Origin of the sequence: Roseibium sp. (assembly GCF_965216085.1) — a bacterium.
GTDB lineage: Bacteria > Pseudomonadota > Alphaproteobacteria > Rhizobiales > Stappiaceae > Roseibium.
Map to the genome: position 1 here is coordinate 1,780,891 of NZ_OZ244138.1, position 13,530 is coordinate 1,794,420.

The window sequence follows — 13,530 nt, forward strand, 5'->3', positions numbered from 1 at the left end:
ATCTCTGCCTATTCCGGTCCTCTGGCCAGAATTCTGACGAGGGCGGAGACCTCTGACCTGAGGTTTTTCAAGGGAACGCCGACAAACTGCTTTTGCAACGATAAAAGCACAACACCATGAACGGCAGCAAAAGTCGTTCGGGCCCGCAATGCTATCTCCTCTTCCGAAAGCTCCGGCCATAATTCGGTGAGTGACGGAATAAGTGCATCGATCAGCACCGTTTGGCCGAGCCGGTATTTGTCCGGTTTCTCTTTCCCTTCTGGCAGGCGGTGCTCAAAAAGCGCCATCCATCGCCGTTGATGCTCAACCGCAAATTCAATGTAAGCCGCCGCGAGCGCCTGCAACACCGTATCTGTTGGTGCGTTATCAGGAATGGCGGCTGATAAGGCCTTGCCCAAATCCGCGAGCGTCCGCGAATTGAGTTCCAGAACCAACGTGTCCAGGTCGTCGACTGCATTATAAAGCGCGCCGAGCGCGCATCCCGCGCGGGTGGTGATGTCGCGGGCTTTCAGGCCGGATAGTCCTTTTTCAACGAGCTCTGCCTCAGCTGCGGTGATGATCCTGTCCCGGAGTTCAGCGCGTTTCGTTTCCCGTGTTGTCATGTCCAATTAACCATATGAGTGAACATTGTTCAGAAATTTCTTGAACGTTGTTCATGATGTTGCTAAAACCAATTCGTGAACAGCGTTCATAGCAATGGAGAGACAGATGTTCAAGATGATGAGTACGTTAATTCGAGGAAGAACGTTCGACGTCGCTGAAGCGTTTGCGGACACCAACACGATTTCCATTCTGCGCCAGCAGCTGCGCGATGCCGCCGATGGTTTGAGTTCCGCAAAGAGGTCTGTTGCAGTTGTCATGGCCTATGCAGCCCGCGAGAAGAAACTGGCTGAGAAACAAGCGGTCCAGTTGGCTGATCTGGAGGCAAGGGCGTTGGAGGCGATCCGGCTCGGTCATGATGCGCTGGCGAGCGATGCTGCTGCGGCAATCGCGGAGCTGGAAAAGGAACATGCTGCAACCACCAAAGCCCACACCCATTACACCGCCGAAATTGCGAAACTTCGGGATCAAGTGGCTTTGTCCGAACAGCGGCTGCGGACACTTCAGCGCGGCAAACAAATCGCCGATGCAGTTCAACACACCCACAAGCTTCGCGGATCGATCCCGAACGGTGTCCTGGCGAGCCTGAGGGATGCCGAAGCGACACTGGAGCGGCTGCGGGAGCGCCAGTCCCACGCAGAAGAGGTGGAGATCGCAATGGTGGAAATGACCGCAAGTTCTTCTGCGGAGCAGGTCGTTGAACGGCTGGCGGAAGCTGGATGCGGGGCGTCTGTGACCACGGATGCAGACAAGGTTTTGAAGCGCCTTCAGGCCAAAGCCGCAGGGGCTTCTGACTCGGTTTCCTAATTTCCTAGAGCAATACGGGCGGGGAATTCCCGCATCTTCCCATCATTCGCCGGACACCGGCAAACACGGAGAAATCGAATGTCCACCTACACCACAAAAGCATCCAACGCTTGGAACTTGTTCACCTATTTTAACTTCGGCGTTGCCGCCCTGATGATGGCCGGCGGGATCTGGTCACTGGAAGCAAGTTTCTCGGCCAAGGGCTACTACGCGATGGCCGCCTTGATGCTGGTCTATTCAACGGCTTCGATCACAAAGGCCGTCCGCGACCAGGAAGAAAACAACCGCATCTACAACAAGATCGAAGATGCCAAGACGGAACGGTTGCTGGCCGAAGTTTCGGCTCAGGATCCTGCCTGACCGGCTGATCTCTGACCGGCGGTCACCTACGAAATCAGGCAAATAGAGATTTCATCAATCAAGGGGCAGCTTTCTGAGGTTGCCCTTGCCGGACCACCGCTATGAGTTTTTGGGGAATGCATGATGTTTAGACCATTCAAAATACTCAAACATGCCGCATTTGGCGGGCTTGTGTTTGCGGGCGGTTTTTGGACTATGACCGCCTTCCGGTTTCATCTCGCCGAAGAGATATTGGCTGCCGGAGTTACCCTTACCGGTCTTCTATCGATCGGAATCCTTGCACTGCGGGCGCGCTCAAAACGCGCGGCCTGGGTGGCCCTTGTCATGTGTGGCCTTGCCGTTGCTGGTTGGTATCAGACGATCACACCGCAGGAAAACTTGAACTGGGCGGCCGATGTATCGCGAGGGGTCATAGCGCATGTGGATGGTGACCTTGTAGAGCTGAAAGATGTCCGGGACTTTCGCTGGCAGACCCCGGACCGTGCCGCACAGCGCTGGACCGACGGAACTTATGATCTGTCGAAGCTGATCGGCGTCGATGTCATCACGTCAGTTTGGGACAGCCCGGATTTTGCTCACCTTCTAGTCAGTTTTGGGTTTGAAGACCGCGAGAACATCGTATTTTCAGTTGAGATCCGCCGAGAGGCTGGTGAGGCATTTAACGAAGTTGGTGGTTTTTTCCGCCAGTTTGAATTGGTACTCATTGCAGCAACAGAGCAGGACATCATCAAGTTGCGAACAGATGTCCGCAAAGAAACGGTCAGTTTGTTTCCTGTGAACCTGACAATGGAACAGAAGCAGGACTTGTTTTTGTCCTATGTGGCGCTCGCACAGGATCTGGCTGCAAAGCCAGCCTTCTACAATACGCTGACAGCCAATTGCACCACCGTTGTCTTTCAGTTGGCCAACACTTTGTGGCCGAAGATGCCATTGGATTGGCGGCTGGTGCTGTCCGGACATGTGCCGGACTATCTGCAGCGCCTGGGGGTCTTGGTTGGCATTCAGTCGATGGAGGAACGCTGGCAATCGGCCTTGCTACCCGACACATCCGGGCTTCTGATGGCCGGACAGACCTTTTCGGAGATCATCCGAACCGGCAAGTGAGACCGATTTCCATCAACCCAGGGCATGATAGGGGCTGAGAGTTTTGGAAATCTGTGCCAAAATCGGCAGACTCAACAATAACTAAAGGCATTGGGGGCGGGGCTACTTATTATCCGAACCCTTAGGAGGATGTTTTTATGAAATTTCCTGAGTTCATCAAATCGTTTCCGGCGTTGGATATTCCATTTCCCGACGATGTTGTGACGACCCACGCGATCCGGTCGGACCGAGGCATGGTTGTTTTTTTCGAGTTTTTGAAAGACATGATCCTGCCGCCGCACTCGCATCTGGCGCAGTGGGGCACGGTTCTGGACGGAGAAATCGAGTTCACCATTGGCGGCGAAACCCGCAAGATGGGACCAGGCGCCATTTATGACATTCCGGCCGGCGTTGAGCATGGCGCGGTTATCAAGGCCGGCACCAAGGCAATCGATGTGTTTGAAGAACCGGACCGCTATCCGTTCAAGCCGGAATGATTGCTCACGCTCTATTCCCAAGGGGTAAAGGTTTTTCCTGGGAAGAGCGGCGAAGCTGTGACTTATTGCAAATGGGATTTTCTCTCAGTAATAGATCTCAAGCGAAATGAATAAAAATCTAGAAAATAGCGTAAGAGCAAATAGAGTAATCGGGGTCCGGAGGAGAGTATTATCGCCTTTATAAGTTGCAATATGAAATATAAGAAAAATGAAAAACCTGTAAGGTGAATGTCGCGTATCTAAAAATTTCAATCATATTATTCAATTTGAATGCTAATGCCTCACATTTATTATCAAAACTGCAGTTAATATAATTAATCCAAATATAGAATACATTATCCTTGTGGTGCGTTTGTTTGCTACTATCATTTCTTTTGGAGCAGCCGGGTTCCACGGATTGAAAGAGGAATGACCTTGCCAATTAACTCGGTGATATTTCCTCTCTGGATCTATTTTATCAAATAAGTGAGTCCGATATAACCTGGCGGCAAATCCGGAAAAAACGAGGGCAATAAACGTGATTACCAAGAAATTTTCTAATGAGTACATGAGGTCTGCTGCTTATTAGTTTTTGCTATTTAGTTCTCTATTCCCATGGTGCAAAGGTTTTTTCCGAGGAGAGCTTGCTAAACCTCTCTTGCAGCCCATTCATGAACTCTGCCCGGTCGCCCGCCCAAGTGATTGGCTCACCTACAAAAATATCGCAGAAAAACGGCACCAGAAGAAACGAGCCCTTTGGCAGAGCCTTGCCGAGGCCGTGCGTGAAGACTGGCACAACAGGGGCGGTGGGCGCCCGTTCGGCGAGGTAGGAAATCCCTTTTTTAAGATCCGTCATTTCCTCTGGTGTGCCGCGGGAGCCTTCGGGAAACAGGATTAGCACCTGGTTGTTTTCGAGCGCCTGGTAACAGCCCTCCAGCGGATCGGCAGTGCGGTCGGCGCCTTTGCGCTCCACTGGAATAATGCCGAGCACATGTTCGGATGCCCAAGCTTTCCAGGGCGAGGAAAAGAAATAGTCGGCTGCGGCGACCGGCTTGATGTCTTTCAGTTTTGACAGTGGCATCAGGGCCATCAACACCATGGTGTCGAGATGGCTGTTGTGGTTGGCAACAATGATCGCCGGACCGTCCGAGGGCAGCAATTCTTTCCGCCGGACGTTCAGCCCGAGTAGGAACAAGACCGCGATTTTGATGAAGATATAAAAGGCCTTTTGCAACATGGTCCCGGCCTAATAATAAAAATAACGGGTGAAGTGAAAGAACAGAGGGGCTGTAAACGTCAGGCTATCGATCCTGTCGAGAATACCGCCGTGGCCAGGAATGAGGCTGCCGGTGTCTTTGACGCCAAGGTCCCGCTTCAGCGCCGAAACAGTCACGTCACCGATAAATCCGGCGATCGGGATCAAAAGACCAGCGGCGGCGGCGTGAGTGATGCTGAAGGGGGTGACCAGCGGCGCGGTGGAAATCGCCAAAACAAAAGTGGTGCCGACCCCGCCCAAAAACCCTTCCCAGGTTTTATTTGGGCTGACACCTGGAATGATTTTCCGGCGGCCGAACATCTTGCCCCAGGTGTATTGGGCAACATCGTTGAACTGGGTCAGAAACACCAGGAACAGCAGCAATCCGGCTCCGCCGGCCGAACTGCCTTCAGTCGGCGGCAGGATTAAAAGGAAGGCTGCGTGGGAGATCGAAAAGACGCAGAGCATCAGCCCCCAGTTCAGCGTGCCGACAGACTTCAAAAAGCCGTCAGTCTGCTGGGAGAGCAGGCTGGCAAAGGGCAGGAACAAAAACATGTAAACGGGGATGAACACGGCAAACATGCCGTAGTAGCTGTCATAGACCCAGAAATACTGAACGGGGATCGACAGATAGGCCCAAAACAGCACTCGCCGGTCGGCCCGCCGGGTCGGGATCATCGAAAAATACTCTTTTAGCGCCAGGAAACTGATGAGTCCAAAGACAATAATCGAGATTGTGTTTGAGACCAGGAAGGCAAGGGTGAAGATCGCCACCATCACCCACCAGCTCTGGGTCCGCTGAACCAGTTCTGTCAGATCCTTATCCGAACGTTTGGAGAGGCCGTAGACGATCAGGCTGGCCGCGGCGAGAAGGCCCCAGATGCCGATCAAGGCCCAATGAATGGCTTGAAATGTCATTGGCTTTCCAGCTCCTTAAGAGCGTTTTTCGCCCGGTTCCAGATGGTGACGGCGGATAAGATCACCCCGATACCCATAAGGATGTTAAAGAAAACGTCTGCAGTCAGGCCAAAAGCGATTAGAACGCCGCAAATGCCAAAGAGGGCAGCCCGGTCGCTTTTGCCAAACGGCCCATCGTAGCGGCGGCTGGCGCCAATCTGAACGCCGATGACACCGGTCATCTCGCCGATGATGGCGAGTGTGACAAGTCCGACAACCAGCTCGCAAGACATGAACGGCAGGGCGGCAAAGGGCAGGTAAAGGGCGGCATCGGAAATGACGTCACCAAGCTCGTTCAAGATCGCGCCGAGATCAGATTTCTGATCGTGTTCGCGGGCCAGCATGCCGTCGATGGCATTGAGCCCCATCCGGACGAACAGCACAACCGGCAGCAGGATCAGAGGCAGAAACGCCCCGGGGAAGATCCAGAGTGCAGCGCCTTCCAGAAGGGACAGTCCGAGTGCTGACAAGGTGATTTGGTTTGCCGTCACTCCAACCTTCGCCAGTTTCTGGCACAACGGGCGCAGAAGGTCCTGAAAGCGGGATTTGAGCTGGTAAATCGTAGGCATGAAAATCTGCGCGTGTGACAAAAGATGACAGTACTATAACGGCTGATTTCGGCAGCGGTACCCCGTCGGCCCGGTGGAGCGACGATCAGAACGCCAGCATGATGCGCACAGGATGGGCTGGGTCGAGCAGCAGTTTGACGGCCATGGCAATGCAGGCGCAAACAAGCAGTGGTCGAATGATTGTTGCTCCGTTTTTCATGGCGAGCTTGGAACCAGCTTGTGCCCCGAGAAATTGGCCGAGCCCCATCAGCAAACCGATTTTCCAAAACACGACGCCACTTACCATGAAGACCAGAAATCCGGCCAGATTTGATGCAAAGTTCAAAACCTTGGTGTGGGCAGTGGCTTTCAAAAGACCTGCACCCATGAGCGCGACAAAGGCGAGCATGAAGAAAGATCCGGTGCCTGGACCGAAAATGCCATCGTAAAAGCCAATGATGGGGACGATCGTTGCGCCGAAAGCAAAGCTGGTCAGTCTCGGGACACTTTCGACCGCACCGGCATTGGGTTTCAGCGCGAAATAGATGGCAATCAGGATGAGGATGACCGGAAGGGCCGTCTGCAGAACATCTGTTGGTAAAACGGTTGCCACCAGAGCGCCGAAGATGGCCCCCGCAGCAGACATGCCTGCCATGGGCAGAATGATCTTATAGTCGACCAGGCCGCGGCGCGAATAGGCAAGGGTGGCGGACCCGGACCCGAACAAGGCCTGCAGTTTGGCTGTTCCAAGAGTTTCCAGCGGCGGAAGTCCGGCCATCAGCAAGGCAGGAATGGCAATCAGTCCGCCACCACCTGCAATGGAATCAATGAACCCGGCGACAAAGGCAGCTGCGAACAACAGCAGCAAAATATCAGAAATAAATTCCGCCAAGCCAAACTCTTTTGCCGGAAAACACTGCCAGAGCATCAGTGCCGAGACGGCAACCTGGCAGATTATGTGAGGACGGGCACCTCATAGTCCGGTTTGGGTTCGATTGCCACTTTAATCCGTCTTTAAAACGCCGGCCAAAAGCGCCTTGGTTGCCGTCTCGTAGCTGGAGCGGTCAGCGCCATTGGCGATTTCGAGGGCGGCCCGGTCGAAGGCGGCCGAGAGCAGATCTGCCAATGGTTCCAAGGGGATGTTTTGCACAAAGCCGTTTTGGGCGCTGTGCCTTAAACCCTCCAGAAGCGTTGCGCCGCCGGTTATTCGGTCAACTTCCGTCATTTCTTGAAGTCCAAGCACTGTTGGACCTTCTAAGAGAAGGATCTTGGCTCGGCCCGGTACAGAAAGGGCTGAGAAGTAAGCTTGCGCGCCGGCCATAAACGCCTCAAGCGGCGTTTGACTGGTGTTTGTGTCCGCATCGATGTCTGCGGCAACAGCTTCGGCTTCCTGGTGCACCAAGGCCCGCATCAGGTCGGTTTTATCTTCAAAATGATGATAGAGCGCCCCGCGGGTCACATTGGCTTGTTTGACGATCTCCGGTGTACCGGTTTCCGCATATCCCTTTTCAACAAAGAGTTCCCGAGCGGCCTTTATCAGCGCGCTTTTGGTTTCTGCCCGGCGTTCGGCTTGAGAGCGGCGCGGTTTTTCATCTTGCATACATGCAGCCTGTATGTTAGTTGATATTTACATACAGATAGTATGTTTGTTTTTGTGGCTTGAAAAGCCTCTAAGCCCAAAAACGTCAACCGATCACGAGACTGCAGGAGAAGTGCGATGAAATGCTCTCAATATTATCCCGTCCTTGTGACCAAGGACGTCGCCAAGTGTGCCCAGTTCTATCAGCAGCACTTTAAGTTTAAGGCTGTCTTTGAAGCCGATTGGTATGTGCATCTGCAGTCGGTCGAAGACGAGACAGTGAACCTTGCCATTCTCGATCAGGATCATGAAACCATTCCAGAAGTCCGCCGGGGGCAGGGGACGGGTTCCATGCTGCTGAACTTTGAAGTTGAAGATGTCGACCGGATCTATGGCGAAGCTGAGAAGGCTGGCCTGCCCATTCTTTTGGCCCTGAAAGACGAGCCCTTTGGCCAGCGGCATTTCATTACCGAAGACCCTAATGGAGTGATGATCGATGTGATCAAACCGATCCCGCCGAGCCCGGAGTTCTTGAAGCAATTTGCTCCGGAGGCAGTGCCTGCTTGACCTCTCTTCATAGGTTATCGAGGACCTGAATTACCCAGAACAAGCGTTTCAATCGTACAAATGCGGTCCTGTTGAAGGACAAACAGGATCGCCTCGACCACATGCCGCGCGGTCATTGTTGCACCGGTCCCGGGCGCAACATCTTTGAACCAGTCTGGGCTTTTGAATTCCAGATCGCTTTCGAAGTCGGGCGGAAATACGGACATTACCCGCATGTGGGGCTGAGTTTGCCGAAGCCGGTTCATAAAGGCGGTTTGGGCGCTCTTTGCTGCATGATACGCAGCATTCGGTGCGGCATCGCCTTGTAGTGCCAATCCGGATTGGGAGATCAGCGTCAGAATATCTGGATTGTCAGAGTTCTCCAGCAACGGCAGAAAATGCTTGGTGACAAGAATTGTTCCAGAGACAGTGGAATTGACCGTCGCAAGCAAATCTTCATCGACCGCTGTCTCAAACGCGCCGGATAACCAAGTCGCCGCGTTGTTGATCAGGATGTCGATTGTTCCGGTTTTTTCTCCGACGTTCGCTGCAAAGGCCCGGATGCTTTCCGGGTCTGCAATATCGCAGCCGTAAGGTGTTGCGGCCTGTCCGGTGATGTCTTGAATGAACCGGCACGTGTTTTCAGCAGCTGACAAATCTCTGGCCGACACATGAAGCTCGGCCCCCCGGTCTGCCAAGGCCGCGGCCAAGGCACGGCCCGTTGACCGTCCTGCGCCGGTAATGGCGACTTTCTTGCCCGCGAGACTGTTCATCCGTTCACATCCCCTATTTTGAATGCCGCTGCCGACCGAGCAACAGATCTCTTTTTAAGGTGGGGATACAAACTTATTTAGCAAGAAAATCTTGTTTTTTAGGGCGCGAATCTAATGTTTGCAGCCTGGTCAACGAGTGTGCCCAATCCGCATGAAAGGGGATTTAGGAAACAATCGGCGGACAGGAGCTGTTTTGCTCGGCGCGGTTTTTCAAGCCTTGCAGGCTCTGCAATGTGTTCGGGTTACCCGGCAGAACGAAGCTTTGCTCTAAAGCGGTGCGAACATTGTTGATCACAGCCAGATCCTGAACTACCAGCGTTTCGCACGGCGCCCCGGTGAAGCGAACGCGGATCCGGATGACGCGATTGCCATTGTCAGATGGGCCAAATTGTTTGTCCAAGGCCGGATTTTCGCCGGTCAACTGCCGTTCCATGACAACCATGTTCGGCTGATCCTGAATGACAATCGTTCCGCGTTCTGTGGCGCTGGCAACCAGAGCAGACCGGACGGTCATCGGATCGGCAGCAACACGTACGCTTTGCGCGCCTTCCGGCACGGACAGCTGCGGCTGATCGCCAAGAGAGGCCTGCTTCGATGATCCGGACTGACACGCTGCCAGGGTGAGCGCACAAAAACCTGCTAAAATGAGATGCCGCATCTGATCGCCTGATTCCAATAAACCGGGATAGTCAGACCGGTCTAAATCAGCTCTCCTGCAAGCGCAAGAAAACAGCCTGTGACAAGTGTCGTGTTTTCTGAGCCTGTTGCCAAATTGTACCGGAAACCCTTGCGTCAGTTTCCTCGATACCGACCGCACAGCACATCTGCTGTGTTTGAAGAGGCTCAGAGTTTCTTTGGCAAGACCCGTCAGGTGGCTGCGATTTTGACTAGCAAATTTATCGACACGTCAATGCTGTTTCAAAGTGAGGTACACGCTCAACGATAGCGTGAACGGGGCTGGCCAATGGTGGCCAGCCCAACTGATCAAAAGGCAGTTTCAAAAAAGTTCACCGAAATGTCTGCGGTGCTATCGGGAAAGTCGTGATTGCTTTCGATCCAAGTCACTTGTGTGTCGCTTCTCATTGCGGCCGCAAGAGAATCTATTCCTTCTCTGGTGTAGAGCTGATCCTCGGTTCCGGCGAGAAGCCCCATAACCCGGCCATCAAACCCTTCGGCATAAGCAAACGGGGAAGTAAATGAAGCGGCCTCTCCTTTTGTGACCGGAAGGAGCGGCAAGGCCATGAAGAAGCCCGCATCAATTCGGGTGTCTACCGCGGTTGCAAGGTACCCGATAAATGCGCCAAGTGAGAACCCGGTGACCCCTATGTTAGAGGTGTCAACACCATCAATATGATCGAGCGCGTTAATTGCACTGCGAACATCAATGGCGGTCTCAGCTGCGAATTTGCGGGCGGCATCGAAGTAACCATTTTGCAAATAGATCCCAGGGTCAGCAAAGTCAGCTGGACCCCGCCGGTCTCCATGTTTGCGAGCGTCGAAGGCGAAGACTGCAAAGCCTGCATCAACCAAAGCTTTGCGGTGCCGGGATGGAAAGGAATAGGGGCCTTTGTCGGTTCTCCACCACTGTGCGCGTGATTGCGTCAATCCGTGTAAAAGGATTATCACTGGTGGGTTCTCTGCATCTTGGAGAACTTCGAGCCGGGCCGGTACATTTTCATTGTCGTAGGCCGTAAACTTTAGCTCGACACTACGAACGCCCTCAGACGTTTCGTCTGACAAGACGTCAACCGATTGTGGCAAGTGTGCGTCTAATGTGTAAAGCGAACGCAGTGAATCAAAAGGTTCTCCGGCTATCGCGGGCAATGCCGATAAAGACAAGCCAACCGAACTCATCGTTGAAATCATTAGTTTTAGGAATTTCAGTCTTTTCATCATGATTTTCTCCGTAGGATCCATATTTGGGTCGGATAAATCAGTGACGATTGATGCTCCAATATTGTGACATTGGCGGGCAACAGAGTTGATGCCTCAATGCAGAATCTGAGTTATGGGGTCACTTAAGAAACGCTGGTGATTATTGTTTTCGGCGGCCGATAGAGCAATCAACCGCATGCCAGCCAACTCGCTTCTGATCGCAGATCTAGAATGTGTCTCCGGTTTTAAAACCGCCACCGCCGAAACCGCCGCCGGTTTTGAAATCACCACCGCCAAAACTGTCTCCGCCACCCGGCATGCCGCCAGGACCACCAAAACCGCCTGGGCTGTTCATGCCGCCAAAACCACCCATGGAGCGAGGCAGCCCGTTGCCTTTTGGAAAGGCCACCCGGCGCCCTTTGGGCCGCCGCCGTTTGTGGCTCCGCTCGGCCCGAGACCAATACTCCGCCCCGGTGATTGCACCCTTGACCAATTCGCCAAGCAGGACCGTGGTCAGCCGGTCATCGGAAAAGGTTGTTTCCCAGCTGCCGTAGCCCTTGGACCGGAAGCGTTTGACAACATCCGCCAATTCGGCCCGGCGGCGGCCGATATCGCGCTGGAGTTCCCGGTCCTGGCGGACTTCGCGGCCAACCTGTTCGATCCGCTCCCGGAAGTCTTCAATCCTCTGGACGATTTTTTCGTCCTCAGGAGACGGAGTCTCTAGAGCAGCGCGCCACAGATCGTTGAGCGCGTCTGTCTTCAGAGACGTTGCCAAATGTTCTTCGGCTTTTTGAAAATCATTGTCTTCGCCAATGGCAAACTCTGCCAGTGCACCGGACAATGTTTCAATTCGCCGGTCCAAATTGTCTAATTCGGTGTCGATCGTGTCGATCTCATCACTGAGAGCCTCGATGCTGCCAACCAGGTCACTCCCAGCTGCCTCGGTCATCGCAGTGCGGCTGAGCTCTGCGAGTTTCACCTGTTCTTCCTGAAGCAGTTCCGCACAGCGGGCGGCATGCTTGGCCATGCGCTCCGGAATGCCGGTCAACATGGCATAATTGGCCCGGGCATCGGTAAAACCAATCAGTCCTGCGACCCACCTGTCAAGCGAGCGGGTCAGGCCACGCTTGTCATAGGCCGGTGTGGCGAAATTCCGGTTCCAAAGGTAGAGGAACAAAGGATCGGCTTCATAAGCCTTCCCCTTCTCCACACGGTCTTTTTCAGAGGTTTGCGCTTTGGCTCCGGCTGCCGCCGCGGTCTGTTCCGCCTGTTCGACAGCGTCGCGTTGGCGCTGAAACCCGGTGTCCGTTTCAAGACGGCTGTCCACGGCTTCCAGAAGATCATCCATCTGGTTTTCGGCCGAGTCCCGGTCTGTATCCAGCTTCTGGCGGCGGCTGTTAAGTTCACTCCGCTCGCTTTCGCACTGGCGCAACTGGTCTGAGAGAACCTTGTAATCAGCAGTCCGTTTTTCCAAAAGACGGCGCGCCTCTCGGGCTGCGCTGTCAAGACGCGTGTTGAGTGCGCCAGCCGCATCCGTATCCAAATGAAAACGGGCGAGATCGCGATAGGCTTCACTCTGGCGTTCTTGTAGATCCGTCAATCCACGGGTCGCACGTTCGATACGTTTGCTCAGTTCCGCTTCTTCACGGCGCAAGTCGCCAAGGGCTTGTTCGATGGTGCCAAGGGTTTGCCTGCCTGTCAGCATTGGATTTCCCTTGAGCTAGAACAACGTTTCACCGGACTTACCATTCCGTGATCGCTCCTTCCTGGACGCCGCTGCGCCAGGTGATATCCAATTCGCCACGCAATTTTTGCCCCAACATGCCTTTCTGGACGATCCCGTCGTCGACCTTGTCGCGCCGCACTGCATTATAGATGGTGTCCGAAACGCGCTGGCCCCATTTGTCGACACGAACGGTTTTGCCGTTTTCTTCCGAAACAATGTCGCGCTCCAGAACATTCCCGTCCGGATCAATGGCTTCAACGACAATGTAATGGTTTTCCGCATCCTGATTGGCATCGGGGATGCGGGTGATCCCTGTTGGAACACCTTCCCGGGAAATGATCTGTACTTCGAACACTTCCGCCAGTTTTCCGGCTAGGTCACGCAATCCGTTTTCGGCTTTGAAAGCAGCTTCGTTCTTGCCATCCGTCAGGGCAATCTTGCCATCATCTGCCAGGCGCTGGGCTTCCGCCTCAATCTCAGTGTTTTCCGTCAAGGTATCAATGCGGTCCACCAGATCCGCATAGGTTTGTGGCAACGCTTCCAGACGGGCGGCTAAAGCAGCTTCCGCGCGCTGCTGTGGCAAGGCGACGAGCATGTACCAAGCCGTTATGGCAACCACCAGAACGGCTGCAAGGCCCGCGAGCCATTTGGACCAGGTCGACCGGGAGATGTAGATCATCGCCAGCGTACGCTGGAACCCGGCAGCTGGCGGTGCATAGACAAAGCGGTCGCGTTTCAGGTCTTCGACACCGGCCTTCAAGATGTGGTCCGGAACCTCGATGCCTTGTGCGGCATAGACCTTGCGCAGCCGCTCCACCATAGCAGCATCGCGCTCGTCGGCTTTGAGTTCGCGGGCAACTTGGCCTTCCTCATGGCGGAGTGTATCCACCACATCCATCGCCATCATCAGATCATCGAGCGGCGTGTCGGGCTGTGCAGCCATAC

General features: G+C 54.1%; 16 protein-coding genes. 5 read left to right on the forward strand and 11 right to left on the reverse strand.

Annotated elements, in window-relative coordinates:
* Window positions 1–8: 8 nt before the first annotated feature.
* On the reverse strand, window positions 9–602 hold the full coding sequence (locus ACOOFE_RS08110; RefSeq protein ID WP_420414490.1) for a TetR/AcrR family transcriptional regulator: 594 nt from the start codon (window positions 600–602) through the stop codon (window positions 9–11).
* A 106-nt stretch (window positions 603–708) separates the two neighbouring features.
* On the opposite strand from ACOOFE_RS08110, the gene ACOOFE_RS08115 reads away from it, so the two are divergent.
* From ACOOFE_RS08115 to ACOOFE_RS08130, 4 genes are all read left to right on the forward strand, one after another.
* A complete protein-coding gene (locus ACOOFE_RS08115) occupies window positions 709–1,407 on the forward strand; it encodes a PspA/IM30 family protein (protein WP_420414491.1) in 699 nt (232 codons plus the stop codon).
* Between the two features lie 78 nt (window positions 1,408–1,485).
* The gene (locus ACOOFE_RS08120) at window positions 1,486–1,767 is read left to right on the forward strand and encodes a YiaA/YiaB family inner membrane protein (RefSeq protein ID WP_141185967.1); all 282 of its coding nucleotides are present in this window, start codon (window positions 1,486–1,488) and stop codon (window positions 1,765–1,767) included.
* Between the two features lie 120 nt (window positions 1,768–1,887).
* Window positions 1,888–2,871, forward strand: coding sequence for a DUF4105 domain-containing protein (locus tag ACOOFE_RS08125; protein ID WP_420414492.1), 984 nt, complete (start codon window positions 1,888–1,890; stop codon window positions 2,869–2,871).
* Window positions 2,872–3,008: 137 nt separating this feature from the next.
* On the forward strand, window positions 3,009–3,347 hold the full coding sequence (locus ACOOFE_RS08130) for a cupin domain-containing protein (protein ID WP_141185968.1): 339 nt from the start codon (window positions 3,009–3,011) through the stop codon (window positions 3,345–3,347).
* 586 nt (window positions 3,348–3,933) lie between these two features.
* On the opposite strand, the gene ACOOFE_RS08135 is transcribed toward ACOOFE_RS08130, so the two are convergent.
* The 5 genes from ACOOFE_RS08135 to ACOOFE_RS08155 all read right to left on the reverse strand — a co-directional run bounded on the left by ACOOFE_RS08135 (window position 3,934) and on the right by ACOOFE_RS08155 (window position 7,686).
* Window positions 3,934–4,563 carry a lysophospholipid acyltransferase family protein gene (locus ACOOFE_RS08135; RefSeq protein ID WP_420414493.1) on the reverse strand — a complete coding sequence of 210 codons (630 nt, stop codon included), beginning with the start codon at window positions 4,561–4,563 and terminating at the stop codon, window positions 3,934–3,936.
* A 9-nt stretch (window positions 4,564–4,572) separates the two neighbouring features.
* On the reverse strand, window positions 4,573–5,499 hold the full coding sequence (locus ACOOFE_RS08140; protein WP_420414494.1) for a phosphatidate cytidylyltransferase: 927 nt from the start codon (window positions 5,497–5,499) through the stop codon (window positions 4,573–4,575).
* The gene (locus tag ACOOFE_RS08145) at window positions 5,496–6,107 is read right to left on the reverse strand and encodes a CDP-alcohol phosphatidyltransferase family protein (RefSeq protein WP_420414495.1); all 612 of its coding nucleotides are present in this window, start codon (window positions 6,105–6,107) and stop codon (window positions 5,496–5,498) included. Before ACOOFE_RS08145 ends, ACOOFE_RS08140 begins: the two co-directional genes overlap by 4 nt.
* An 85-nt stretch (window positions 6,108–6,192) precedes the next feature.
* Entirely contained in the window at window positions 6,193–6,978 is a 786-nt protein-coding gene (locus ACOOFE_RS08150) for a TSUP family transporter (RefSeq protein WP_420414496.1), read from the reverse strand.
* A 111-nt stretch (window positions 6,979–7,089) separates the two neighbouring features.
* Window positions 7,090–7,686, reverse strand: a complete 597-nt coding sequence (locus tag ACOOFE_RS08155) for a TetR/AcrR family transcriptional regulator (protein WP_420414497.1) — start codon at window positions 7,684–7,686, stop codon at window positions 7,090–7,092.
* A 117-nt stretch (window positions 7,687–7,803) separates the two neighbouring features.
* Between ACOOFE_RS08155 and ACOOFE_RS08160 the strand changes: the two genes are divergently transcribed.
* Entirely contained in the window at window positions 7,804–8,232 is a 429-nt protein-coding gene (locus ACOOFE_RS08160) for a VOC family protein (protein ID WP_420414498.1), read from the forward strand.
* A gap of 14 nt (window positions 8,233–8,246) precedes the next feature.
* On the opposite strand, the gene ACOOFE_RS08165 is transcribed toward ACOOFE_RS08160, so the two are convergent.
* The 5 genes from ACOOFE_RS08165 to ACOOFE_RS08185 form a co-directional block, all read right to left on the reverse strand.
* On the reverse strand, window positions 8,247–8,984 hold the full coding sequence (locus ACOOFE_RS08165) for an SDR family NAD(P)-dependent oxidoreductase (RefSeq protein ID WP_420414499.1): 738 nt from the start codon (window positions 8,982–8,984) through the stop codon (window positions 8,247–8,249).
* Between the two features lie 163 nt (window positions 8,985–9,147).
* On the reverse strand, window positions 9,148–9,642 hold the full coding sequence (locus tag ACOOFE_RS08170; protein WP_420414500.1) for a hypothetical protein: 495 nt from the start codon (window positions 9,640–9,642) through the stop codon (window positions 9,148–9,150).
* 326 nt (window positions 9,643–9,968) lie between these two features.
* Window positions 9,969–10,880: an alpha/beta hydrolase family protein gene (locus tag ACOOFE_RS08175; RefSeq protein WP_420414501.1), complete on the reverse strand. Its 912-nt coding sequence runs from the start codon at window positions 10,878–10,880 to the stop codon at window positions 9,969–9,971.
* Window positions 10,881–11,085: 205 nt separating this feature from the next.
* Window positions 11,086–12,564, reverse strand: coding sequence for a hypothetical protein (locus tag ACOOFE_RS08180; RefSeq protein WP_420414502.1), 1,479 nt, complete (start codon window positions 12,562–12,564; stop codon window positions 11,086–11,088).
* A gap of 37 nt (window positions 12,565–12,601) precedes the next feature.
* Complete coding sequence (locus tag ACOOFE_RS08185; protein ID WP_420414503.1) at window positions 12,602–13,528, reverse strand: DUF6384 family protein; 927 nt, start codon at window positions 13,526–13,528, stop codon at window positions 12,602–12,604.
* Window positions 13,529–13,530 lie beyond the last annotated feature (2 nt).